This is a genomic window from Plantibacter flavus, from assembly GCF_051487245.1.
Classification (GTDB): Bacteria; Actinomycetota; Actinomycetes; order Actinomycetales; family Microbacteriaceae; genus Plantibacter; species Plantibacter flavus_B.
On sequence record NZ_JAHVDH010000004.1, the window covers coordinates 15,299 to 39,495 of the forward strand.

Sequence of the window (24,197 nt, forward strand, 5' to 3'; positions counted from 1 at the left end):
TCACAGGGGTGGGCGTGCCGAGCATCGGTGGAGACCTCGACGAGTAGCAAGGATAGCCTTACCTGAACTCGGGTGGCGAATCCAGCACGCCGCACACTGCGTCGCGGCGTAGACCTCGTCGGCGTCGAATCTCATGAGTGTGCGGCCGCCACGTATCGTGGTGTCATGTCGGTGGAGAATCTCGGAGATGATGCGCTGGACCTCGCCTGTCAGCTCATCGCGGTCGATTCCGTCAATCCCGGTCTCGTGCCAGGCAGCGCAGGAGAGGCCGAGATTGCAGCGCTGATCGGCGAGCGGCTCGAGCGGGCTGGTTGCAGCGTCCAGTACGTTCCGGGATCGACCGATCCGCGGCGCGTGAGCGTCATCGCCGTCCACCGAGGCCAGCGGCCGGGCAGGACGATCGTGCTCAACGGGCACCTCGACACCGTCGGCGTTGAGGGCATGGTGGATCCGTTCAAGCCGTACGTCACGGACGGGCGTCTCTACGGTCGCGGCGCCAGTGACATGAAGAGCGGTCTGGCGGGACTGATCGTCGCTGCCGAGCACCTTGCCAGGACCGACCATCCCGGCACGATCGTGTTCACTGGTGTCGCAGACGAAGAGGACGAGAGTGTCGGAGTTCCAGCCGTCTTGGCCCGGCTCACGGAGAGCGGCACGACCGCCGATCTGTGTCTCATCGCTGAACCGAGCTGGCTGAACACCGTTTCGGCGCACCGCGGGTACGCGGTCGTGGAGGTCACACTGCAGGGTGCCGCAGCGCATTCGTCGCAACCGGACCTGGGGGTCGACGCGGTGCGCGCGCTCGGCACGCTGCTGAACGAGGTGGAACGAGCCGATCACGCGCTGCAGAAGCAGCCGGAGCATCCCCTGCTCGGGTTCGGCTCGTTCCGGGCGACCGTCGTGCGCGCCGGGACCGCGCCGTTCACCCTCGCCGCCGAGGCGACCGTCACCATCGAACGCCGCACCCTCCCCGGCGAACGGGCGGAGCACGCCGAACGGGAGGTCCGGGACATGCTCGCGGCCGTGACCGCCCGCACACCGGGGGTGCAGGCGCGCGTCTCGCTGACCCACCATCGTCAAGCCTGGGCGGCAGATGCGCGGGGCCCCGCCTCGCGGTTCAGAGCACTCCTCACTGCACGGATCGCCGAGGGGACCGGTCGCCGCCCGGAGGCGACCGGTGCGCCGTACTGGATGGAGTCCGTCCTCTGGCAGGAAGCCGGCGTCCCGGCGGTCGTGTGCGGGCCCGCGGGCGGTGGACTCCACGCCGCAGTGGAATGGGCGGACGTCGACCAGGTGCGTCAGTTCCCGGTGGCGGTGGCTGCGGCGATCCGCGATTACCTCGAGGCGCCGAGTACGAGGGAATGAGCGCGCTCGCCCTTCCGACGAGCGATGTTCGATGGACAGCGCGGCGATCGACCAGAGAGCGGGCTCAGGTCTCACCTGAAAAGCAGGCGAGCGCACGATCCAGCCCATCCGCTCAGCAGTCCGCTGCCACGTCGAAGCCGAACGGCGGTTCAATCTTCAGGATGTTCATCGGACTCTCGATGGGCTGAGCGATGATGCCCCGCTGGAGCATGCAACGTTTGTCGCAGGGCGTCGATTCGGATCTACAGCGAAAGATTCATCCACGCGCACGTCGACGTTCCAGTCGGCTGCACCGTCCAGCACGCGTACACCAGGTTTGCGCTGCCACTGGTCCGCAGGACTCCCCGAACGGATTCGTACCGACTGATCGTCGGGCGAAGCTCGAAGACGGGATCCGGGAGCCAATGCTCACCCGCATCCTGAATTCTGACCGATGAGAGTTCGATCGTCGTGCCCACCGGATAGCTTTCTGCCGCGTTCAGCCCGATCGACAGGACGACTGACTTCGATTCGAACGTCGGGTCGAAGAGCGTGCCCCGAAGGTGGGCACTCGGGACGGATTCACCGGCCTGGACGGACGATGATCGAAGGTTGACGAGTTTCTCGACGGGGACCTCGTCGATACTGAATCGGGTGATCGTGTCCGTGCCGTCTGCGAACTGGAAGCGATCGAAGACCTGGCACTCCGCCGTCAGGACGTCGACCTGCGGAAAACACACTTTGTAACCGGAATCAATCTGCGTGTATGTTCCGTCATCCACTCCGCCGAGGCCTTCGGCGTACTCCCATCCCTCCCAGATGTACCCCATGATTTGCACGTAGTCATTTGCGGCGGAGCCCGCTTGCGTCATTGCACCGGCCGAGATCTGGGACAACGTCGATGCGTCCACGATCCGGTCCAGAAAGGCCTCGACGGCCGTATTCCTCGCGTCGACCTGACCTCGAATCGGCGCGACGAACGTGAAGACGCTCACTGCGAGTGCAAGTGCTGACAACACCAGGGCGATCACTGCCGTCGCCAAGCCACCCCGCTTCGATCCTGCATGCGTCTCCGTCACGATCGCAGTCTGACAGAACCGCACCCTTCTGAGACACGATGGAGCTCGTGATCTCGCCCCCAAAACATGGGTGCAGCTGGATCCCGACTCCGCACAACGAGTCACGTCCAGCCTCTGTCTTCTCCAGAAGCTGCTTGAGTTTCGCGGCGATGGTGAGCGACGTCGCAGAAGAACGTCAGCGTCCGCTCGGCGGAGTGCCCCCGCTCTGACCCTCGGCGGGTGCCGCACCGGCAGTCGGCGTCGTCGTCGTGTCGACGCGCACCCTGAGCGCCACCTGGTACCCGGCTGTCGAATCGCCCGTCGCCGTGCCGATCTGCAGCGCCCCACTGTCGTCGCCGAAGACGTTGTCCGACGCCAAGGTCACCTGGGAGAGATTCGACGTCGAGCCGTCGTAGCCGGACGTCGCGTAGACGGTCTCGCACGCAGCCTGCGGGAGGGCGACCTGGGAGGTCGCGATCGCGTTCGCCGCATCCGAGATGTCGGGCACGGCGGGATACACCTCGAAATGGATGTGCGGCCACCTGCCCGCATAGCAGGCGGGGAAGATCGATGTGAAGGTGACCGTTCCGGCACTGTCCGCCACCTGGACGCCGCGCAAATAGGTCTCACTCTCGATGCCCTCGGAATACATCGAGTAGTCTCCGGACGCGTTGCAGTGCCACACATACACGGCCGCGCCGGCGAACGGCGCGTCTCCATTCGCCATGTCGAGAATGGTGAGCGTGAGCACCATCGGAACACCGCTCGCAGTGGTCCCGGAACCGATACTGGAGCGGATGTCGCTCCGAACGATGCCCGACTGCTCGAGGACGTCCGCACCGTTCGAGCCATCGCCCGGATACGGTCCGGCGGTCTCGTCGGGGATCTCCCCCGACGGAAGCCCGTCCGTCGTCGGCGTCGCGCTGCTCGTGCCGGGACTCGCGGCACTCGGGCTGGCACCGCTTCCAGACGCGCCGGTCGAGCAGGCCGCCAATGCGACCGCTCCGAGACCGGCACCGACGAGGCTGAGGACGGCTCGGCGGCTGACGAGCGTTCGCACGTCGAACGCGACGCCCTGGTCGACGACCTCCTCGTCCACGTGGTCGAGCAACCGGCCTTCGTACGCCGGCCCGTCCGGGGTGATCTCGGGTTCAGGAATCCTGCTCATGATGCGTCTCGCCTTCGTGGGTGTTCGGTGGTGAGACGAGCATCCGCGCGGACGCTTTGCCCTTCCTATGAACTGCCCCTACCTCGACCAAGCACGTGAAGACATGTGTCGGTCACAACGAGGGCGGCGGTCAGGTCACCATCGCGAGTGTGTTCCACAGCTTGCGCGGCGCAGTACCTCCGGCGATCTTCGCGCCGTAGGCGTACTCCAGGACCGGCACGAGGTCGATGGCGCCGACGATCCCGGAGTGTTCGAGCGTGACACGGACAGCTTCAGTGTCGGGGGCGGCGATGGACTGTACCTCGGTGAGCGGGAAGGATGCGAGACACTCGACTTCCGTCGCGGTGGCTCCCCACAGGGCGAGGGACTCCTCTGTGATGACCAGCGCCGCGATACCCATCGTCGTCTGTACGCGACGGTCACCGTTGGTGTTGAGAATCTGCAGCGCGTCTCCGAGTTCGTCCCCTCCCAGAACCAGCTCGGTGTGCTCGCCTGCTTGACGGCGAGTGCGTGTGAACTCGAACAGCATCGTCGATCGTCTCCGCACATGACGCATCACGAAAGCGACCACACCGCCGCATACCGCAGCGACCAGGCCGACGATCGCGACGATCGTGAGGGCACCCGAGGCCGACATGTTCGAAAACGTCACCACTGCGTAGATCAGGGTCGCCACGCCACCGAGCACGAGAACGGCCGTGCCGAGGGAACGAAGGGATCGACGGTTGAGTCGCATCGGGTGCCGCTCTCGCCGGCTCTCTCGGTCGTGTTGTGCTGAGGGGGTCGACGTCGTGGTCCCTCCGGCCTCGCGGATGACGGCCCCGGTTCGTGGATCACGCTGCGCGACGTGCAGGTGCACCTTCGAGAGGGTCGTGTACCCTGCCCGAATCTCCTCAGCCTCGCGCCGTTTCAACGGGTTGGGCCACACATACTCGATGAACATGAGGGCGAGGAGCGCGATCACCCCCGCGGTGAACCCTGCGAAGAGCATCCAGAGTCCCACTCCGATCTCGACGATCGTCCACACGCCCATCGCGATCGTCAGGTTGCGGAGGCTCCTGGCCGTCCAGCCGTGGACGCGGATGCCACCCCAACCATGTGGATCGTCGATACCAGTCACCGCCTACTCGTCTTCCATTCGAACACGTTGTACCGACTGCCAAAGGCAGTGTGTCTTGTCTACAGCACCGCGGTGCAGCATGTGAACGGCGGTACGCGCGCGACGCTGCGGTTCCACGCGCCGTCGAGCTACCGCGGCTGCTGTCCAGTGCTCGCTCCCCCGAACAGCGCTGAGATTCGCATGCCCCGATGCTATCGGCGGCGGCTACCCAGTTCGCGTCCTTCCTCCGTCCAGAGCGGTGCTTCGCCGGCCGTGACCCCACTGCGGCGGCGCACGGTACACACCGCACGAGAAAGTGGGGCTCCGAGCTGCAAGCTCGAAGCCCCACTTTCACCCGCGCTGCCTACAGGCTCTCCGTTTCGCTCGGCTGAGGTTTCTTCCTCCGGCTAGGCACGAGCAGGTAGATGATCTGAGCGATCATGGCAATCACCACAACGACCACCAGGACCGAATTGGCGTCACCGGCCAGCCCTGTTCCCGCCGCATAGACGGCAACGACGAACGCATTCGCCGCCGCAAGGTACCGCAGCTGTGTCGCTGACATGCCCACTACAGTGAGTTGAATTTGTTCTCGAAGGCAACCATGAAGATCCCCCCGAAGACCGGGGTGAGGAGATTGGCCACCGCCACACGCATGGGCCACTTGATCTGCTGGTACTCCGCACTGCGCAATCCCGCGTGGTACATCTTCACCGCGGCCTGCTGCCCCATGTAGTCGGCCGCACCACCCGCAGCGATCACGGCCGTCACGATCGCAAGCCAGGCGACCCGAGTTTCGGCGTCGCTGTCGGAGGCATTCGACTCCGCCATTGCCACGACGGATGTCGGCTGTACATTGGGCACCGCGGTTGCGGGGCCGACCGCTGTGGCGGCAAGCGCCACCGTCAGCGCCGAAGCGAGCCCCACGCGGCACAGGGTCGAACCAGTCAGCTTCTTCATCATGCACTCTCCTTTGAGTTGCTTAGCACTTGAGATATGTATATCACCTTGTCCGAAGTGTGCGCTACTTGCGCCACAGAGGTCCCCTGGATAGATTCCGCCCTGGGCGGGAGCGCTCTCACCGGACACTGAGTCCGTCCGACACGCCCACGAGCGCGTGGTACCTGCGCTCGACGCCATGGTCGATGCGACGCGATCCGTGGTCGTCGTCACTCACGACGCGGTCGTTTGTCCGACCATCTCCAGCATTGACCCCACAAGCCCCCTGTAGTTCCCACCGCAAGCGAGAGCGAACCGACCCGCACCAGTGGCCGGTCGCTCAGCGTGATCCTTCTTACGGTTTCACGATCGGGTCGACGTCTTCATCCAGTGATTTCTCGACGGAAGAGCTGGAGGCGAAAGCCGCCGCTTTCATCGAGCACTTCTTGTCCCCAGGCGGGATAGGTCCGGTCGATCTTCCGGAATTTGTAGCGTCCAGGAATCGTCAATAGGCCGGCATCGTCAGTTATCGAGTCCGGAGGCTTCTGCGCGATTGCCGACCTTCTGCTTGAGCCAGGCTCGCAGCTGACCGCGGGTCGATTCGACGACACTCCATACCGTGTCGTGTTTGCAGAACCACGGTACAACCGCGAAACCCCAACGCGGTGCGCGCGCGGCGCTGAGGTTCCTCGCGCCGTCGAACTACTGTGGCTGCTGTTCAGTCCGCCAGGTTCATCCGTTGTCGACCTCTGCGGGGTCGGTAGCCATGCCTTGCTCCCGTTCGGACGCGTGCGCCACGCCATCGAGGACGAGGTCGAGTCCGAACGCGAAACTGTCAGCGAAGGCGTACCCGGGCTGCATCGCGTGCTGAACGGTGAATGCTGCGAGCTGCGGATATGCCTCGCCGATGTGGGCGAGGAACTCATCGCCGGGCAGGTCTCCCTCAGGATTGGACGGCAGGGATGCTTCCTGGAGTGCGAAGCCGTAGACGAAAGCATCGATGGCGGCATATGCGTGAGCGGTGAGCTGCAGGCTGAATCCGGCCGCACGAAGGGTGGCAAGCATCGCGTCGTGGTGGGTCAATGTTGCATGGCCGGGCGTCGGGCGGGATTCCATGAGAGCCAGGGCCCATGGGTGACGGTTGAGTGCCGCACGCATCGCGACGCAGCGAGCTCGCACCTCCTCACGCCAGCCGCCAGCCCGAGCCCGATCGGGCCGCGGGAGGTCGATCTCGGCGAAGACGGCGTCGATGATCCCGTCGAGGATCGCGTCCTTGTTGGGGACGTAATGGTAGAGCGACATCGGTTGGATACCGACGGCATCGGCCAATGAACGCATCGTGAGCGCTGCAATGCCGCCGGCGTCTGCGATCTCCACCGCAGCGGCGAGCACCTTCTGCCGATTGAGGTTTGCCTTGGACACGCCGATACATTACCTTACTTTGTATGACTTACAAAGTAAGGTTAGAGGATCGTCCCGCTCCCCTCACCGACCGGACGTCCGCGCTCGTCGCAGCCATCGCGATCCTCGTCATGGCAGTACTCGCGCCACTGTCACTGCTCGGACCGATCAAGGCCGTCGTGAACGGCACCGCACCACCAGAGGGGACCGCCTTCTGGCTCGCGGTCACCGGCGCTGCGCTGATCGCGGTACTCGACGTCGTCGCGGGATGGGCCCTGTGGCGGCTCTTCCGGCCGGCGGACCCTCGGCTCGCCGCACTGACCGGCGGGGCGCGGGTCGTCTATGGAATCGTGTTCCTAATCGCCATCGCCTCCCTCGCCCAAGCGACGCCCGCAGGAGCAGACACGTTCCAGCGAACCTGGGATGGCGCGCTCGGCATCTTCGGCGCCCACCTGGTCCTGCTCGGGATCTTGTCCTGGCGCTCGCGGGTGGTGCCGCGCTGGATCAGCGCGCTCACGTCACTCGCTGGAGCCTCGTACCTTGTCGACGCCATCGGCAACGTGGCATCCTCCGCTTACACCGCCGACATCGCCTCATACCTGTTCGTCGGCGAACCGGTGTTCATGGTGTGGCTCGGATGGTGGGCGCTGCGTCGCAGGGGGTCCCGACGTTCCGAACGGTACGGGCGTCCGAGTTCATGATTCACAATCCACCGCCAGCGTCCCGGTCGGCGTCAAACGGTGCCGAAGGGGTTGTCGATCGCGTAGCGCCACCCTTCGACACCGTCGTAGATGGCGACGTCCGCGGTCCTTCCCGCGAGGGACACTGCGGAGCCGTCAGGCGCGTCTCCCTCAATGGTCCAGTCTGCGATGATCAGCCCGGTGGCGCCGGACTGGAGGACCCGCACCGGAGTCAGGTTGAAGGGGAGTCCGATCGCGAGGAACTGATTCAGAGCTTCGCGCACACCATCCCCCGACACGGTTACTCCTGGCGCAGGAACGAACACCGCATCAGGCGCGAAGAGGTCGAGGAGCGCCTCGACGTCGCCGGCGTTGAAACGATCTGCGAACGCAAGCGGGAGGCTGCTGAGTTCGGTGATGGGAGTGGGCATCGGTGTGGTTCCTCTGTGTGCGGCGCCAGAAGCGTTCTGACGCGGGGCGGACTGTGATGGATGTCGACGGCGCAGTGGCCGGCGTTCCACCTGCACCCCTATTAGTGCATACGCAGCACCAGTAATATCAAGTGCACTAATGGAGATAGGGTCATCATGTGTCCAGAACCGCGGTGTCACCGCTCCCCGATTGTGGAGTCGCACGCTTCCTGATGCTTGCAGACGGCCCATGGGCGACCCTCATCATTCGAGAGCTCCTCACAGGCCCTCGCCGCTTCACCGAGCTGAGGGACGCCCTTCCAGGGATCAGCGCGCACACCCTCACGAACCGATTGCGCCGGTTCGAGGCGCACCGCCTCGTGACTCGGACGGCCTACCCTGAGATCCCACCGCGCGTTGAGTACGAACTCACCGAGCTCGGTGCCGGGATGCGCACAGTGCTCGACGCCATGGGCGCCTGGGCGTCGACCGTCCCTGAAGAGAACTTCGTGAACTGAACGGCGAGAGCGGCGAATACTCCGACTCATTGCGAACGAGTGAGGGGCGGTTCACCGGAATGTGGAGCGCTTCAATACATGCTGAAGGCGCCGGTCGACGACGAGCGTGTCGCCGACCGGTCGCGCCGCTCGGCCTAGGGAGTGCGCACTGAGCTGTCGCGCACGATCAGACGTGGCTTCAACTGCACATGCTCATGGAGGTGATCGCTCGGCCGGTTGATCTCGTCGAGCAGCAGCCGCGTGCCGGTGGCCCCCATCTGCTCGCCCGGCTGATCGATCGTGGTGATCGGAATGATGCTGCTCCAAGCAGACCGGTTGTTGTCGTATCCGGTGATCGCGATGTCGTCCGGTGGCCGCAGGGAGCTCTCCGTCAGCAGGGTCTGGATGACGCCGAGCGCCAAGAGGTCGGCCGCAGCGACGACGCCGTCCGGTCGTTCCTGTTCGGGCATCGCGAGGATCTCGTGCCCGATCTGACGCCCGTCGCCCACCTGCACCTCATGGCTGACGAGCAGATCGAGCGAGACCGCACCGTTGGTCTCCGCAACGGCACGCCGCGCACCGACGTACCGGTCCTTCGCCTGCACGGCCATCTCCGGATGACCGGCGAAGACGAGTCGCCGACGCCCGGTCTCGATCAAGTGTCGCGCCGCGAGGTATCCACCGTGCTCGTTGTCGGTCGTCACCGTGCACGCCGCCCCACTCGCATCGGCGTTCAGGAGGACCATGAGCTCTGCAGATGCGCCACGTCCTCCCCGGCAGGACCGCCGCAAGGAACGCACGCGTGCGGCCTTGATCGGGGCGGCTCAGCGCCTGGTCTCGGAGGGAGAAGACGGGCACGCCAGCATCCAGGCCATTACCGAACTCGCCGACGTCGGGTTCGGCTCCTTTTACAATTACTTCTCCTCCAAGGAGGAACTCTTCGACGCGGCGACGTCCCTGGCCGTCGACGACTACCTCAGCTGGCTCGACGAGCGCACACCTGATGATGCCGATCCGATCAACCGCTTGATCGAGAGCGTGCGCCACACCGGGCGGCTGGCACTCGAGCGGCCGCTGGTCGCCGCGATCCTCGCGCGCCGTCTCCCACTGCTCGAGCAAGCAGACGACCCACGAGGACAGCGGATCCGAGCGGATGTTCGCGCCGCGATCATCGTCGGCGGTTCTGCACCGGAGACCCTCGAGTTCGAGATCCTCGTCACAGCCGCCTTCGGAGCAATCATGGCCGTTCTCCGGCGAACGATCTCACTCTCACCCACCGAGACCTCAGACGCTGCCGAAGTGCTCGCTCAAGCAGTGGTGCGACTGGTCAGCCCTCCCTCAAACGGTTCGGCCCGGTGAGCTGCTCGAATCACGTCGCTGCTGCAGAGATGCGGCACGGCGGCCACGAACTACCCGGTCCAACTCCTGTTTCCCGACGAGGTCGTGCCGATCGCTTCGGAGCATGCCGTAAATGATGAGAGCTCCTGTGAAGGCTGACGTGTATCGCGTATCGGTCGTTCTCGCTGCTTGACCTTCGAGACGGGCGGACGGTTCTTCCTATCCTTTGACCCCTCCGGCGCTCAGGCCAGACTGCCAGAAGCGCTGGAGGAAGAGGAAGGCGACGACGAGCGGGATGATCGACACGAACGAACCGGTCAGCACCGTCGAGAAGAGTACCTGCGCGCCACCGCCTCCGGTCGCAGCCTGTTGCCACTGCGCCAGACCGACTGTCGACGGGAACAGCGAGGGGTCGTTCAGCATGATGAGCGGCAGGAAGTAGTTGTTCCAGGTGGAGACGAGAGCAAAGAGGAGCACGGTGACGAGCCCGGGCGCCAACAGACGCATGGCGATGGTGGCGAAGATCCGCAGCTCACCCGCACCGTCGATGCGAGCCGCCTCGATGAGACTGTCGTCCACCGCATCCGCCGCGTACACGCGCATCAGATACACACCGAACGGACTGACGAGCGAAGGCAGGATGACCGCCCACGGGGTGTCCACCAGGTTCGCCGCACTGAAGAGCAGGTAGGTGGGGATCGCGAGCGCGGTCAACGGCACCATGACCGCTCCGAGGATGAGGCCGAAGATCACTGACCGTCCGCGGAAGGTGTACTTCGCGAGGGCGTAGCCGCACATCGTCGCGAGCAGTGCCGCACCGACGGCGCTCGTCACGGCGTAGAAGATCGTGTTCCCCATCCAGCGCAGGAAGATTCCGTCCTGGAAGGTGAAGAGCTGACCGATGTTCGTGAACAGTTCGAACGTGCGACCGAACCAGAGCCCGAAGGTGCTGAACAGGTCAGCGTTGGTCTTCGTCGACGAGATGACCAACCAGACGAGAGGCAGAAGGAAGTACGCCAGCGAGATCCACAGGATGATCGTCAGGATCGGACTGCGTCGCTTGTCCCGTTCGACGACTGGCCGACGGACTGCCCTGCGGGTGCCACCGACGCGCTCGTTCGCGGACGCCGTGATGATCGAGGCATCGGGTGCGATGGTCATGAGAGACGCTCCTTGCGAGCCGTGGTGAGCTGCACCACATAGCTGATGATCATGATGACGAAGCCGAGGAGGAATGCGATCGCGGCCGCGTAGTTGATGTCCTGGTTCTTGAACGCGACGTTGTAGGCGTAGAGGTTCGGCGTGAAGTCGGAGCCGATCGCGTTCGGCGCGATGGAGTACAGCAGGTTCGGTTCGTTGAAGAGCTGGAACGATCCGATGACGGAGAAGATCACCGTGAGGAGGATGGCCGGCCGGATCGCGGGGATCTTGATGCTCCACGCCACCCGCCACGGACCTGCGCCGTCGATCTCCGCAGCTTCGTAGAGCTCGGCCGGGATCGACCGCAGCGCTGCGTACAGGACGATCATGTTGTAGCCGATGAACTCCCAGCTCACGATGTTCATCGTGCTGCCGAGCACGTTCTGCGGCGACAACAGGTCAGGTGGTTGCAGCCCGAGCGCCCGGAACAGCTGGGCGATGAGCCCCGACTGCGTGCCGTACAGGTACCCCCACATCAGCGTCGCCACCACGCCGGGGACGGCGTAGGGAACGAAGATCGCGAGGCGCACGAACTTGGCGCCCTTCACCCGCCCGGTGTCGAGGGCGAGTGCAACGGCGAGCGCGATCACGAGCATGATCGGCACCTGGACGAAGAGGAAGAGGGCGACCCGTCCGAGACCAGCCCAGAAACTGGGGTCTTCGAGGGCGCGCGCGTAGTTCGCGAGGCCGGAGAACACCTGTCCGCCGACGAGCTGCGAGGTAAACGTACTGAGGTAGCCGGCGTATCCGAGAGGCACGATGAACATCGCGGCGAAGATCAGCAGGAACGGGACGGTGAGCAGCCAGGCGGCGAGGCGCTGCGGCCGTTGCAGCGAGCCGGGCCGACGGACGGTGCGCGTCCGAGATGGGGAGCCGGGGGATTCGCGCCGGACGGGGATGGTGGACATGTTGCTCCTTCGCCTGCGAGGGCGCCGTCTCACGACGACGCCCTCGGTGAGCACTACTTGACGGTGAAACCCTGTTGCTTGGCGTAGGCGACGACGTCGTCCTGCCAGGCCGTGAGGGCTGCTGACATGTCAGCGTGATCGGCAATGGCCTTGCCGAGGGTGTCGTTGAAGCTCGAGTACACGTAGTCCATGAACGGCAGCCACTCGAAGTCGGTGCTCACGGTGTCGGAGACACCGGCGAACAGCTCGTTGACCTTCTGCCCGCCGTAGAAGTCGGAGGCCGCATCGGTGAACTCTGGGCTGGTGAGGGTTGCGGTCGTCGTCGGGAACAGGAACTGCTCGTTTGCGAACGCGAGCGTGGGCTCCGTGGCGCCGTTGATGAACTTCGAGAACTCCGCGGCGACGATTGGGTTCTTGGTGCCGGTGATGACGGCGTCGGACGATCCGCCCCAGTTTCCGGAGACGTCCTCGCCCGCCTTCCACTGCGGGATCTTTGCCGCGGTCCACTTGCCGCTCGTGTTCGCCGCGGTCCCCTGCAGGAAGACCGGTCCCCAAGCCGCAGTCTGCCAGCTGGCGTACTTGCCGGAGGAGAAGCCCTGATACCAGGCATCGTTGAAGTCTGCGTCGGTCGAGACGAGATCCTGGTCGATCAGGTCCTGCCAGAACGTCACGACCTTCTGCGTGTCCGCGGAGTCGAGGTCGATTCCGACCGTCTTATCGCCGTCGTACGAGAACGGCTTCGCGCCCGCCTGCCAGAACAGGCCCATGATCTGACCGGGGTCGTTGCCGGGCAGGTTGGAGATGTACGACTGCGTGTTGGCGCGGATGGTCTTTGCCTGCTCGGCGAAGTCCGCCCAGGTCTCAGGTGCCGCCGTGATACCGGCCGCCTCGAAGATGTCGGAGCGGTACAGATTGCCGAGCGGGCCGGAGTCCTGCGGAACCGACCAGACCCCGTCGTCGGTCGAGACCTGGTTCCAGACCCACGGTACGTACTCGTCTTCGAGCTCGGCACCCCCGTAAGGCGTGAGGTCGACGAGGCTGCCGGTCTGCCGGAACGAGGAAATGTACTGGTACTCGATCTGCGCGACGTCCGGTGCACCCTTGCCGGCTTTGAGCGCCGTGCGAAGCTTCGGGTACTGCACGCTGCCCGTGCCCGTATTGACGAGCTTCACGGTGATATCGGGGTACTTCGCCTCGAACATGTCGACCTGGTTCTGGATGTCGGGCACCCAGCTCCAGAAGGTGATCGTGGTGGGGGTGGTCATCGCCTTGTCGATGTCCGCCTGCGAGACCGGCGCGGTGGAGGAACCGCCACCGCTGGACGATGGAGCGCTGCACCCTGCAAGGGCGAGCGCGCTGACGACGGCGATGGACATCAGCGCCGTTGCTGTGAACCTGGTTTTCATGTTGTTCTTCCTCGGTGTTGGGTGAGTGGTCATGGAGCAGCTATGGAGCGGTCGTGGTGGCGGTGACGCCGTGGTCCGCCTCGACGACCTCGAAGACGCGCGCCGACCGGGGCGCGAGCTCGATGGTCGAACCGGTTTGGTGCACGGTCCCGCTCTCGAGGTCCCGAACGATTCCGGGAGCGGTCGCGGTGCCGGGGGTGCCGGACCAGTTGGACACGAAAGCGACGTCGCCAGCGTCCGGTCTGGTGCCGGTGGTCACGGTGACCGACGCTGATGCATTCCACGCGCGGTGCGCCGTCTGCGGGACGAGCCATCGCGAGATGGAACGTGACAGCTGCGGGTTGGGGACGGTCGCGATGTAGCTGACGCGGCCTTTCCCGATACGGCGGGTCGTCATCGCGGCGGACGCCCCGATCTCGTTCTCGGCGAACCTGAGGAGGACCTCGGCATCGTCGACATGAAGGATGTCGGCCCAGCGGGTCGCTGCCGAACCGTCTTCGAGCTGGATCGCGGCATCGGCGAGGAGCGAGAGCGGTTCATCGAGGTTGCTGTACTCCTCGTACCAGACACCGGCTGCCGTCGCGAGCTTGGCCGGAGCCGGCTCTCTTCGAGCGCGCGCCAGGTGGTCGCCGTACGCCGTACGGATGCCGAGCACCAAGTGTCCACCGGCTTCGGCGTAGGCATCGAGCGCCGCCAGCGTCTCATCGTCCACGACATAGAGCGCGGGGACCACGAGTACCGGCCAACGACGGACCAGCTCAGGGGCAGACTCGCGGACGAACTGCGACACGTGCTGCACGCGCACCTGCGCGCCAGCCTCCGACAGCCCCCGGTAGTGCGCGTCGAAGAGCTGCACGTACGAGTCCGGGTCGGCACTGCCGTCGGGGCGGGCGAGCGGCGGGTAGCTCGTGAACGACCACTTGGTATCGCTCGACCACAGCATGAGCACGTCCGAGGACGGTTCGAAGCCGTCGAGTGCGCTGCCGATGTCGTGAAGCGACTGCCCGAGCGCCGCCACCTCGCGGTAGATGCGCCCCGGCCGCTGGCTGTGCGGGAGCACCCCACCCCAGTAGGTCTCGACGCCGAAGTGCAGCGTGTGCCAGTGCCAGTACTCGATCATCCGGGCACCCCGCGCGATCAACGCGAACGCCGCCTGCTTGATCTGTCCGTCGAACGGCGGATTGTTCTGCCAGGGGCCGCCGATCGACTGGGCGTTGGTCTCTGTCACGAGAAAGGGAGCTTGCGCGGAGGACCAGGCGCGGTCGCCCCATTGGTGCAGAGCCCACACACCGGTGTGCCACCACGCGGCCTCACGAGGGACCTCGACGCCGATGGTGAGACCGTCCTGCATCTTGTAGTACGGGTTCCCGGCCGTGACATCGAGAGCTGCGACGAGCTGGTCGTCCGCCACCTGAGGTCGCGAGTAGGAGATGCAGGTGGTGACGAACTGGTCTGGTCGGGCGTACTCGCGGACGACCTCGGCCTGCCAGGCGATGAGCTCGGTGGCGAGCTCACTCTGGAATCGACGCCATTCGAGGTCGTACTGCGGCATGAGGTTGCCGTCGGGGCGCCACAGCTCGGACCATTCGGTGATGCGGTGCGACCAGTAGACGAGACCCCACTCCTCGTTCACCTGCTCAACCGTGCCGTAGCGCGTGCGAAGCCAAGCGACGAAACGGTCGAAGACGTGGTCGTTGTGCGGCAGTTGCATGCCGGGCTCGTTGTCCACCTGCCAGCCGACGACCGCCGGGTGATCGGCGTACCGGGCGACGACCTTGCGAACGATCCGCTCCGCGTAGAAGCGGTAGACGGGGTGACTCTGGTCCATCTCTTGGCGGCCGCCCCAACCGTTGCGCTTACCCGTCTGCGGCTCGGCGGCGATCTCCGGGTGCCGCACCTGCAACCACGGCGGGACGGCGTACGTGGGGGTGCCGAGGATGACTGAGAGGCCGCGCGCCGCAGCGCCGTCGAGCACCGGTTGCAACCAGTCCAGCTCGAATTCGCCCTCGCGTGGCTCCCAGGTGGACCAAACCGACTCCCCCACACGGATGACGGTGAAGCCAGCCTCCACCATCAGATCGAGATCGCGATCGAGGCTCCCTGGAACCTGGTACTCGACGTAGTAGGCCGCGCCGAACAGGATGCCGGCGTGCGTCGGTGGTGTTGTCATCGTTGACCAATCTGCGTGGGCCATCAAAAAATGTTGTCGATAACATTAGGCCTGTGAGGAACATAATCGACGCCGGCGGAAGGCGCAAGAGGCAGCACGAAATCACCTCAGACTCGCCGTGACCGTGGTGGTCGGAGGGCTTCGGCGTCCGACGGGATCGCGGACGTCAGACTGGGGCTGGCCCTGTCGACGCGCGGGCCACCACGCGTGGGAGCGGGAGCGTCAGACCACCGTGCGCCGGTCGGTGCTCGATCTCTGCAATGAGCGTCGTGACGACGAAGCGACCTTCGAACGCGAAGTCCATGGACACGCTCGACAGCGACGGCACCATGAACTCTGCTTCCGGGACGTCGTCGGTGCCCACCACGCTGACGTCCTCAGGTACTCGAAGTCCAGCTCGCGCGAGCGACGCGAGGGCCCCGTGCGCCATCGCGTCGTTGCCGACGGCAACTGCCGTGAACGATCCGGAGGAGGCTGCGAGCAGCCGTTCGCAGGCGTCGAAACCGGAGCGCGCCGACCAGTCACCCTCCTCGGACACCACGATCGTGCCGGCCGCGGCCGTGAGCGCCTCCTCGAAGCCCGAACGCCTCTCCACCGATGCCGTCCATTGACTCGGGCCCGCAAGGTACGCGACGCGACGGTGACCAAGGGCCACAAGGTGCTCTGCTGCAATCCGGCCCGCGGCACGGTTCATGCTCTCGTTCGTGCTCTCGATCACCAGGCCGAAGTCTCGAGCGACGGGTATCGAGAGCGGTCGTCGTTCGATCGCGGCCCGTCCGGCCTGCGTCTGTGCCGACAGCACGATTCCGGCCACCTGACTCTGTGTGATCAAGTCCACAGCCTCAGTCACCGACTGCTCATCCCCGCCGTCGATGGACACGATGTCGAGCACGTAGTCGAGTTCTCGAGCCGCCTGGGTCGCCCCGAACAGCGTCCGAGACGGGCCGCTCTGGTCCATGCGGTCGGCGAGGAATCCGATGCGGTTGATCTGCTGAAGTCGCAGGAAACGCGCGGCGGAATTCGGCTTGTACTCGAGCTCGGCGAGCGCGACAGTGATCTTGTCGCGCGTGACCGGTCGAATCCCTTCGAAACCGCTGAGGTATCTGCTGACCGTCTGATGCGATACGCCAGCCCGCTTGGCAACGTCGTAGATCGTCGCAGACTTCATGACTACAACATACTGAACGGTTCCCCGCGTGAACCGCGAAATTATGTCAGCGGAGAGGGCCGGTCGTCGTCATCTGCAATCGGGGGTCCCTCTGTGCGACGCATGCGCGCCGCAGGGTGTCGGCGCGCTCGATCGCGGCCTCAACCGCACCTGCGACGCTCCCCGACGCTCCCCGACACTCGCGAGCACAAGGGGTTCAAGCATTCCTCGGCGCACAGCCACGCGCCTGCTGGCGTCTTCCGGTTCTGCACGAGCCGCGGACAACCCTCGAGTTCGCACGCGATGAGAGGACGATGACATCGGTCGGTTCCAGGGCGAATCGTGCAAGCAGGCGAAGTTCGACAAGATGCCCTGACCAGGCATGTGGAGCGGATGACGGGAATCGAACCCGCGCTATCAGCTTGGGAAGCTGAAGTTACCAACTGTTGTCTAACTGATGCTCACTGGAGTGCACTTGCGCGTGATTCCACGGGAGCGTGAGACGTGGTGAGGCATGGTGAGCTCGATTTTGGGGTGAGAAAACCGTGAGGCGATAGACACGTCAGGCGTGGACGGCAGGCGCATAACCCTGTCCAACTCCTGTCTTGCGCCGCTACAACGACCATCGATCGCAGTCGATTGTGTCGACGCCAGATCGTCAGACCTCAGCCGCGCTGGCCTTGCGCCGGAATTCCGCTTGCAGCTCTCGCAGCGCCCCCTCGCCGAACGTCTCGAAGCTGTGCTCGCCGACACGGCCGATGGGCAGTTCGATCTGCGCCGGGACCGGCTGACCAGCTGAGAGGACGCCGATGACGAGAGACTGGAACGTCCGGATGCCGGCCGCTGACGGCCTCGATTCGACGGTCGAGACCGCATGCCGGGGAATGTGCAGCACTTCGTTCGCTCCGGCGACCTGGTCCCACAGCGTGAGATTCGAGTCGTTCCAGGAGAGCACGTACATTGCTCGGCCGTCGCCCCACTTCGCGAGCGATGCCGCATCCACCGCCGAACACTCCTTCCGGAGACCCGGAGTGCTGAGGAACGCGAGCACGCGCTCATTGGGTCGACGCTTCGCGACCGCCGCGACGAGAGCAGCCGTGTCCACGCGCGATCGCCGGGCGGCGAACCACCACAGCACACCGACCAGCATGAACGCCCCGAGGAAGACCAGCACGAAACCCGGCGCAGACGATGGCCCGTTCCCGAACGCATCGGCCGCACGGATACCGAACCCGACGATCGCGACGACCGCTGCAACCAGGATCGGCGCCACAACGACCCACCGAACGTCAGCGAACTTCACGACGCGCCTCCCGCTCACGAGCCCGGCGCTCCGCACGCGGAAGCAGCGGTTCACCAGCACGGCGAATGACCTGACCAGACCGAGGATCGATCTGATCGACATGCGTGTGCCCGATCAAACTCGTCGTGTACCCGCGGCGCAACTCAGCCGGGAACCGACGCGAAGCCAGCAGAACCATCACGCCCCCAGCGAGGACCAGGCTGACGCCTGTGAGAAACGTCGGCACGTACTGCCGCAGTGCGACCATCACCGGGATGAACACGACGACGTAGAGTCCCATAAGCACGCAAAGAACCCAAAAAACCGTAAGAAGCGCACGACCACTGATACCTCGCAGCAGTCGCGAGTCTTTGTTGACCTTCATCGGAACATCTCTCCAACCGACAGGGTGACGCTAAACATACTCACACTCGTCCCGACCGAACCCGCCCCGACGTGCAGCGAGCGACCTGAAAAACGAGTAGCGCCAGCGAATCGCGAACATTGAGGCTGCCTTGCCGAAGGGACCACGTAATCCAACCGCAACTCCGGCGCCGCAGCCCACCCCATCTCGTCTGACACAATCGATGAACGCTTGAGCGCGCGGATCCATCGTGGCGGCAGACTGGTGGGTTCTCGTATGCCCGTTCTTGGGTCCCGACGGCACGACGCAAATGTACGACTTGATCCTCCCCCGCGACCAGAATTTTTACAGCAACGGACGACACATCATCGACAGCCCGATAAGCGGCTCAGTTCGCCCAGCAGGTGTGGGCGGCCTCATCGATCTCGTCACAACCGCGCTCAATGTCACGTGGTTTACAGACGAAGCGACAATGGAAAGGGCGCTCGCCTCCAAACGGGGAAATCCCACGTACCCATGCGAGGATCACTTCATCGGAGTACGAACTCCATAGAACCCCCTACGGAACAATCGGGATCCAGATCAGCCTGAACGAGGCAGTCAGGTCATTCGAACTCAGCTGACGGAACGCAGCGTTGAGAGACACAAGCTCCATTTTGGCGACACTCGATCGGAACGAACTAGCGGAGGACGCAGAGATCTGCCGTTCGGTCGCGTAGCAGAGACCGTAGACACGCGAGCGGGTGAAGAGCTCAACGAAGGCATCTTCCGACAGCTCCGTTCGGCCCTTCGCTACGAGTTGGCCGTGATGCGCTCGAAGCTTCTTGCCGCCCGTCCGCAAATCATTCTCGATGAGCTGCGCCGAAGCAAGAAGCTGTGAGCGGACGTCGCGAATCTTGACATTGAACCCGCGCTTGACGTGCAGGATGTGCAGCACCCCCTCCTGCGCGAAGGAAAGCGTATCGAAGAGTTCAATGTTGTCCGTCAGGATCGTGTCGCCATTGATAGAGAAACTGTGATCGATCGATGTCGTGTTGTAGACGCCCTCGGGGTCTTCGCTTCGCCAGTCGCGCAGACCCACCAGTTGCCGCTCCAAGTCGAGCGTTCCCGCAAGCTCGACGAACTCCCGCTTGATGCTGTCTATGAATGTCGCATCGACTTCGTACCATCGACCTGACAGCAGGAAGTAGGTCTTGTTGTCCATACGTAGCTCGCCGTGAAGATGCGCCGCCAGGTTTGCCCGCGTCGCGAAATAGGCACCGTAGTCTTCATTCGCACTCGTGATGATGATCGATTCGAGGGCCTGCTCGTTTCGATCGCCGTCGACCGTCGCTGCATCCACGATCTCCCGCAAGGTCGGCTCGACCTCAAACTCCGCAAGAACGGTCCCGTCATCAGTCACGACGTACTCGCTCGCGCCGGTATAGAACGAAACGTCGGCGTGGGACAGCGCGAGATCCTCGGTGCGTTTTTCGACGAAGATCTGTCGCGCGAGCTCTATGCGCAGCCGTTCGATCAAGCGCTTCTGCTTGCGAGAGTTGAGCGCCTTGATCGCATCCAAAGCACCCCATGCATCGTCGACCGGCAGTGCCTCATCGACGACCCATCCAAGCCAGGTGACGAGCGCGACCATCTTCTCCAAGGATTCCACTTTCGGTCCTAGCCGGACTGATCCGGTGACACTGATTCGCATCTTCTTCTTCAGTCCGAAAATGCCCTGCAGCCGCCCGTCAGCCAACCACTCCGCCCGCACATCGCCACTCAAGGAACTCCAGACGGTGTCGAGCGACTCCGTCAGCGTGATACGACGCGGATCACGAAAATGCTGATCGCTCATCAAAGTACGGCCGGTGATCTGATTCGCCCTGGCCGATCGCACCTCACCTTTGGCTACCCGGCGACCCACCTCCAGCGGGAAGGCGATGTCAACGTAGCGCTCGAATACAACTGCGGCTTGGCCAGCAGTGAACGCGTAGAGCTCGGCGTCAATCACGACGAAACACAACAGCTGTTGAAACTGACTCGCGATCTCAGGAAGGTCGATGCCTGAGCTTTCGAAGAACTTTACCCAGGCGCTTGTCTGCGGTTGAGAGGTGACGTTGTGGAACAGCTCGATGTAGTGCCCGTCGATCTCCGAGTGCCCTTGCGTCCTGTAGACGATCTGAGACTTCTCAGTGTTGTATGACTGAACGAGCCGCCGCGGAACGTCCGTTAGGCTCACCTCCTCACCGAGAACGTCGAGGAAACCCTGCACATCAATTCGGTAGATCGGAACCGTGATTCCTGCTTTCGCCGCCATTGCTCGCTCCTATCCGGAGACTTCAGCCATCTCCAACAAAGCAAGACTGTCGACTTAGTCTCAAGATCTCCCAAGCTGCCCCTCAGGATTGGCCCAAGATAAAGAGGACACTCGATCGCACCCTCTGCACCGGGTGGCTTCCCAAACCTGCTCCCGGTAACATGGATCGCACGACGGGCTGGTTACCAGAGCGTTGTTCGCCGGATGCCCCGCTCACGCGGGGCTCTCGTGCCTGACCGGCGCCACACCCACACGTGGAGAATGGCTGGCTCGATCGCCGCCCACAGGCGGTCAGCCGCCCGCCGCGATCGTTGGTCCCCGTCAGGGTAATGGTCCAGGCGGCGATACAGATAGGCAACGAGGTCGGCCGCCTGCAGGCCTGGGGTCTGGCCCGAGCGTCGAAACTCGATCGGAACGTTGTTGGCCTCGAGTCGAGCTGAGGCGAGCGTTGGAGCGCCAAGCTCTCGATCGTCGCCGATCGTTCGGTGGTGGGTGAGCTGACCAGGAATCTCGTCCGCGATCACCATGAGGAGAGCGCCGCGGCCTTCGGCCTGCTCGTTCAGCTGAAGACCTTCGCGCGAGAGAGCTAATGCTCTCGACCGTCGCGAGGCGCCGTTCCACTGCGGACGGATTTCTGCGGCCAGTCGTCTAGATCGAGCACGGCCTTGACCGTCCTGATAACTCGTCAACTCTCGGACACTCTTCGCTGTCGCGATGGGTCGATCGCATTCCGTTACGCTCAGCGAATGAGCGAAGTGGATTTTTGGGGCGCTGTTGTACCGGCGTGGTTCGGCGGCGTGGGCGGCATTGCGGCAGCGGTGGTCAGCACAATCGCACTCGTCAAGTCCATTAGGACACAGGGTGGGGTGGAGACCCTGAAAGGCGCGGCGAATACCGGCGCATCTAATGAGCAACTGCGAAGATCTGGCGAAGGCCCAAGAATTACGTCGGACGGACCAATCGTCAGCCCGGTCACCTGGACGACATGGCAGGAGACCAGGAACCGATACCGCCTCCGCAACGATTCAACGCAGAACGGTGCCGCAGCAAGGCTGACCGGGTTCCGGGATGCCACGCCGGGTGGCGATGAGGCGGCCACCTACGCCGGGCCGCTACCGGTGGAACTTGCTCCCAACGACACGATCCCGTTCTCGATCGAGAAGTCACTCGCCAGCCCCAGCGTCACGGCCATCGAACTGACTTGGACAGATGCCGACGGGACCGAACGCAAAAGAACGCTCTACGTCTGACCGAGCACCAAAGCCGGGCGGCACAAATCAACTTTTGCGATCTTCGGCCGACTGCGGAGCGCTGGAAAAGCGACGAATAAACGACAACCTGGGCGAATCAAGCCGGTGTTGACGCATTGGGCGATGGCCCGCGATCCCAGTGGTGGAGCGGATGACGGGAATCGAACCCGCGCTATCAGCTTGGGAAGCTGAAGTTCTACCATTGAACTACATCCGCGTGGCGCCGGAGCGTCCTGTGCAATCGTACATGACCTCGCGGGCAGCACATCGTCGCGGTGGACCCCATGGTCGTGATCGGTGCACAGGCGGCCGCGGTCGCGCCTCACGACAGCGTTTCGGGACTGAGTACAGATATTTGTGACGGTCCGCGACGGTTTGTGACTGCGTACGTCGGCCCGTCTGTGCGCGGCACGCGGAATGCTCCATCATCGTGCGCATGATCCAGCTCGAACAGCTCACGAAGGTCTACGGCCATGGCGACGACGCCGTGACCGTCCTCGACCGACTCGACTTCTCCGTGGAAGCACGCGAGATCTTCGCCGTCGTCGGCCCGAGCGGCGCCGGCAAGAGCACGCTGGCAGCCTGCGTGAACCTGCTCGAGCGCCCGACGTCCGGGTCGGTCATCGTCAACGGCGACGCCCTCTCGCAGCTCTCAGAGGAGCAACTCCGCGTGGCACGGCGCCGCATCGGCACGATCTTCCAATCCGACGGTCTGTTCAGCCGCCGCACGGCAGCGCAGAACGTCGCCCTGCCGCTCGAATACCTGGGCGTCACGAAAGCCGAGACGAAGAAGCGCGTCGCGGAACTCCTCGACCGCGTCGGACTCGCCGACCGCGCGAACGCCTACCCACACCAGCTGTCCGGCGGCCAACGCCAGCGCGTCGGCATCGCCCGCGCCCTCGCCCTCCGCCCGTCGGTGCTGCTCTCGGACGAGGCCACGTCCGGACTCGACCCCGCCTCCACCGCGGCGATCACCTCACTCCTCAAGGAACTGCGCGACGACCTCGGACTGTCCATCCTCTTCATCACCCACGAGATGGAGACGGTACGACAGGTGGCAGACTCCGTGGCACGCCTCGACCACGGCCACATCGTCGAATCGGGCCGACTCGTCGACCTGCTCCGCGATCCCGCATCGCCCCTCGGGCTCGCCCTCAACCCCGTTCGCCCGTCCGTCGTCCCCGCCCCTGGACTCACCGAGTGGATCGTCTCCTACGCCTCGGCCGACGTCCCCGCCGACTGGGTGAGCCGACTGTCGGCGTCCGTCGGCCAGGTCTCACTCCTCGGCGCCGCGATCGAGACGATCGACGGCCAGGCCGTCGGGCACGCGACGATCGCCCTCACCTCCGCGGACGAGCCGCGCATCTCCGCCGCGGCGAGCGCACTCGGCCTCTCGATCCGCTCCGCCGCGCCCCTCACCTCGAAGGAACTCGTCGCATGAGCGCCCTGCACACCGGCCAACTGCACACCGGCCAACTCCACCTCGGCAACCAGGTTCCGCTCGCCGACATCCCCGCCCTGGTCCTCCCCGCTCTCGGGGAGACGCTCATCATGGTGGGCATCGTCATGGCGATCGTGGTGCTCGTCGGCATCCCGCTCGGCGCCGCGGTCCACAACCTGGCTCCCGGCGGGCTGTTCGAGAACCGGGCCGCCCACCAGACGCTCAGCTGGGTGATCAGCGTCGGTCGCTCGCTGCCGTTCCTGATCCTCATGGCAGCGATCATGCCGTTCACCCGCCTCATCACCGGCACCAACATCGGCATCGCAGCGGCGGTCGTCCCCATGTCGATCGCCGGGATCGCGTTCTTCACGCGCATCGTCGAGAACTCGTTGCGCAGCGTGCCCGTCGCCCTCACCCGGGTCGCCCGCGCATCCGGAGCCTCCCGCCTGCAGGTCATCCGCACCGCCCAGCTGAGTGAGGCCGTGCCGCAGATCATCGGCGGACTCACGATCAACACCATCGCCATGATCGAGTACTCCGCGATCGCCGGCACGATCGGCGCGGGCGGCATCGGCTACGTCGCCGTCACCTACGGCTACCAGCGCTTCGACAACACGGTGATGCTCGCCACCATCGTCATCCTCGTCGCGACGGTCGCCCTGGTGCAGCTCGCCGGCGACGCCCTCGTGCGGGCGACGACACCCAGCGCCGTGCGGGGCTCACGGGCCTCCGCTGGCCGCCGCACGCCGCGGCCCGTCACCGTCTAGACCTCCTCCCCGAACACCGCTCCACCTCC

25 protein-coding genes and 1 tRNA gene are annotated in these 24,197 nt (G+C 64.6%); 8 read left to right on the plus strand and 18 right to left on the minus strand.

Annotated features, from left to right (window positions below):
* Positions 1–165 precede the first annotated feature (165 nt).
* On the plus strand, positions 166–1,365 hold the full coding sequence (locus KXS11_RS10435; RefSeq protein ID WP_437385515.1) for a M20/M25/M40 family metallo-hydrolase: 1,200 nt from the start codon (positions 166–168) through the stop codon (positions 1,363–1,365).
* Positions 1,366–1,607: 242 nt separating this feature from the next.
* On the opposite strand, the gene KXS11_RS10440 is transcribed toward KXS11_RS10435, so the two are convergent.
* From KXS11_RS10440 to KXS11_RS10460, 5 genes are all read right to left on the minus strand, one after another.
* A complete protein-coding gene (locus KXS11_RS10440; protein WP_437385516.1) occupies positions 1,608–2,423 on the minus strand; it encodes a hypothetical protein in 816 nt (271 codons plus the stop codon).
* Between the two features lie 175 nt (positions 2,424–2,598).
* Complete coding sequence (locus tag KXS11_RS10445; protein ID WP_437385517.1) at positions 2,599–3,570, minus strand: 3,4-dioxygenase subunit beta; 972 nt, start codon at positions 3,568–3,570, stop codon at positions 2,599–2,601.
* A 130-nt stretch (positions 3,571–3,700) separates the two neighbouring features.
* Entirely contained in the window at positions 3,701–4,690 is a 990-nt protein-coding gene (locus KXS11_RS10450; protein ID WP_437385518.1) for a hypothetical protein, read from the minus strand.
* A 343-nt stretch (positions 4,691–5,033) separates the two neighbouring features.
* The gene (locus KXS11_RS10455; protein WP_437385519.1) at positions 5,034–5,234 is read right to left on the minus strand and encodes a hypothetical protein; all 201 of its coding nucleotides are present in this window, start codon (positions 5,232–5,234) and stop codon (positions 5,034–5,036) included.
* Between the two features lie 5 nt (positions 5,235–5,239).
* Positions 5,240–5,632, minus strand: a complete 393-nt coding sequence (locus KXS11_RS10460; protein WP_437385520.1) for a hypothetical protein — start codon at positions 5,630–5,632, stop codon at positions 5,240–5,242.
* A 154-nt stretch (positions 5,633–5,786) separates the two neighbouring features.
* On the opposite strand from KXS11_RS10460, the gene KXS11_RS10465 reads away from it, so the two are divergent.
* Positions 5,787–5,900, plus strand: a complete 114-nt coding sequence (locus tag KXS11_RS10465) for a hypothetical protein (RefSeq protein ID WP_437385521.1) — start codon at positions 5,787–5,789, stop codon at positions 5,898–5,900.
* Between the two features lie 440 nt (positions 5,901–6,340).
* On the opposite strand, the gene KXS11_RS10470 is transcribed toward KXS11_RS10465, so the two are convergent.
* Positions 6,341–7,030: a TetR/AcrR family transcriptional regulator gene (locus KXS11_RS10470; RefSeq protein WP_437385522.1), complete on the minus strand. Its 690-nt coding sequence runs from the start codon at positions 7,028–7,030 to the stop codon at positions 6,341–6,343.
* A 23-nt stretch (positions 7,031–7,053) separates the two neighbouring features.
* On the opposite strand from KXS11_RS10470, the gene KXS11_RS10475 reads away from it, so the two are divergent.
* Positions 7,054–7,710 (plus strand): DUF4386 domain-containing protein, encoded by a 657-nt coding sequence (locus KXS11_RS10475; RefSeq protein WP_437385523.1) that lies wholly within the window; start codon positions 7,054–7,056, stop codon positions 7,708–7,710.
* A 32-nt stretch (positions 7,711–7,742) separates the two neighbouring features.
* On the opposite strand, the gene KXS11_RS10480 is transcribed toward KXS11_RS10475, so the two are convergent.
* Positions 7,743–8,120, minus strand: a complete 378-nt coding sequence (locus tag KXS11_RS10480; protein WP_437385524.1) for a YybH family protein — start codon at positions 8,118–8,120, stop codon at positions 7,743–7,745.
* Between the two features lie 212 nt (positions 8,121–8,332).
* On the opposite strand from KXS11_RS10480, the gene KXS11_RS10485 reads away from it, so the two are divergent.
* Positions 8,333–8,617, plus strand: a complete 285-nt coding sequence (locus KXS11_RS10485) for a winged helix-turn-helix transcriptional regulator (protein ID WP_437385525.1) — start codon at positions 8,333–8,335, stop codon at positions 8,615–8,617.
* Between the two features lie 134 nt (positions 8,618–8,751).
* Here the strand turns inward: KXS11_RS10485 and KXS11_RS10490 are convergent, their stop codons facing one another.
* Entirely contained in the window at positions 8,752–9,342 is a 591-nt protein-coding gene (locus tag KXS11_RS10490; protein WP_437385526.1) for a substrate-binding domain-containing protein, read from the minus strand.
* Between KXS11_RS10490 and KXS11_RS10495 the strand changes: the two genes are divergently transcribed.
* Positions 9,341–9,955, plus strand: a complete 615-nt coding sequence (locus KXS11_RS10495; protein WP_437385527.1) for a TetR/AcrR family transcriptional regulator — start codon at positions 9,341–9,343, stop codon at positions 9,953–9,955. The two genes, KXS11_RS10490 and KXS11_RS10495, sit on opposite strands and share 2 nt — an antisense overlap.
* A 198-nt stretch (positions 9,956–10,153) precedes the next feature.
* Here the strand turns inward: KXS11_RS10495 and KXS11_RS10500 are convergent, their stop codons facing one another.
* From KXS11_RS10500 to KXS11_RS10540, 9 genes are all read right to left on the minus strand, one after another.
* On the minus strand, positions 10,154–11,095 hold the full coding sequence (locus KXS11_RS10500) for a carbohydrate ABC transporter permease (protein WP_437385528.1): 942 nt from the start codon (positions 11,093–11,095) through the stop codon (positions 10,154–10,156).
* Positions 11,092–12,042, minus strand: coding sequence for a carbohydrate ABC transporter permease (locus tag KXS11_RS10505; protein ID WP_437385529.1), 951 nt, complete (start codon positions 12,040–12,042; stop codon positions 11,092–11,094). The genes KXS11_RS10500 and KXS11_RS10505 overlap by 4 nt, the downstream gene beginning before the upstream one ends.
* A 53-nt stretch (positions 12,043–12,095) precedes the next feature.
* Positions 12,096–13,448, minus strand: a complete 1,353-nt coding sequence (locus tag KXS11_RS10510) for an ABC transporter substrate-binding protein (protein WP_437385530.1) — start codon at positions 13,446–13,448, stop codon at positions 12,096–12,098.
* A 40-nt stretch (positions 13,449–13,488) separates the two neighbouring features.
* Positions 13,489–15,618: a beta-galactosidase gene (locus tag KXS11_RS10515; protein ID WP_437385531.1), complete on the minus strand. Its 2,130-nt coding sequence runs from the start codon at positions 15,616–15,618 to the stop codon at positions 13,489–13,491.
* A gap of 166 nt (positions 15,619–15,784) precedes the next feature.
* Entirely contained in the window at positions 15,785–16,786 is a 1,002-nt protein-coding gene (locus KXS11_RS10520; protein ID WP_437385532.1) for a LacI family DNA-binding transcriptional regulator, read from the minus strand.
* Positions 16,787–17,423: 637 nt separating this feature from the next.
* Entirely contained in the window at positions 17,424–18,068 is a 645-nt protein-coding gene (locus tag KXS11_RS10525) for a hypothetical protein (RefSeq protein WP_437385533.1), read from the minus strand.
* A complete protein-coding gene (locus KXS11_RS10530) occupies positions 18,055–18,432 on the minus strand; it encodes a hypothetical protein (protein ID WP_437385534.1) in 378 nt (125 codons plus the stop codon). The genes KXS11_RS10525 and KXS11_RS10530 overlap by 14 nt, the downstream gene beginning before the upstream one ends.
* A gap of 538 nt (positions 18,433–18,970) precedes the next feature.
* Complete coding sequence (locus tag KXS11_RS10535; protein WP_437385535.1) at positions 18,971–20,710, minus strand: DUF6119 family protein; 1,740 nt, start codon at positions 20,708–20,710, stop codon at positions 18,971–18,973.
* 182 nt (positions 20,711–20,892) lie between these two features.
* Positions 20,893–21,237 carry a DUF3800 domain-containing protein gene (locus KXS11_RS10540; protein WP_437386014.1) on the minus strand — a complete coding sequence of 115 codons (345 nt, stop codon included), beginning with the start codon at positions 21,235–21,237 and terminating at the stop codon, positions 20,893–20,895.
* A gap of 219 nt (positions 21,238–21,456) precedes the next feature.
* On the opposite strand from KXS11_RS10540, the gene KXS11_RS10545 reads away from it, so the two are divergent.
* The gene (locus KXS11_RS10545; RefSeq protein ID WP_437385536.1) at positions 21,457–21,960 is read left to right on the plus strand and encodes a hypothetical protein; all 504 of its coding nucleotides are present in this window, start codon (positions 21,457–21,459) and stop codon (positions 21,958–21,960) included.
* Between the two features lie 143 nt (positions 21,961–22,103).
* Here KXS11_RS10545 and KXS11_RS10550 read toward each other — a convergent pair.
* A tRNA-Gly gene (locus tag KXS11_RS10550) sits at positions 22,104–22,177 on the minus strand.
* A gap of 219 nt (positions 22,178–22,396) precedes the next feature.
* On the opposite strand from KXS11_RS10550, the gene KXS11_RS10555 reads away from it, so the two are divergent.
* Positions 22,397–23,401 carry a methionine ABC transporter ATP-binding protein gene (locus KXS11_RS10555; RefSeq protein WP_437385537.1) on the plus strand — a complete coding sequence of 335 codons (1,005 nt, stop codon included), beginning with the start codon at positions 22,397–22,399 and terminating at the stop codon, positions 23,399–23,401.
* The gene (locus KXS11_RS10560; RefSeq protein ID WP_437385538.1) at positions 23,398–24,168 is read left to right on the plus strand and encodes a methionine ABC transporter permease; all 771 of its coding nucleotides are present in this window, start codon (positions 23,398–23,400) and stop codon (positions 24,166–24,168) included. The genes KXS11_RS10555 and KXS11_RS10560 overlap by 4 nt, the downstream gene beginning before the upstream one ends.
* Positions 24,169–24,197: the final 29 nt, after the last annotated feature.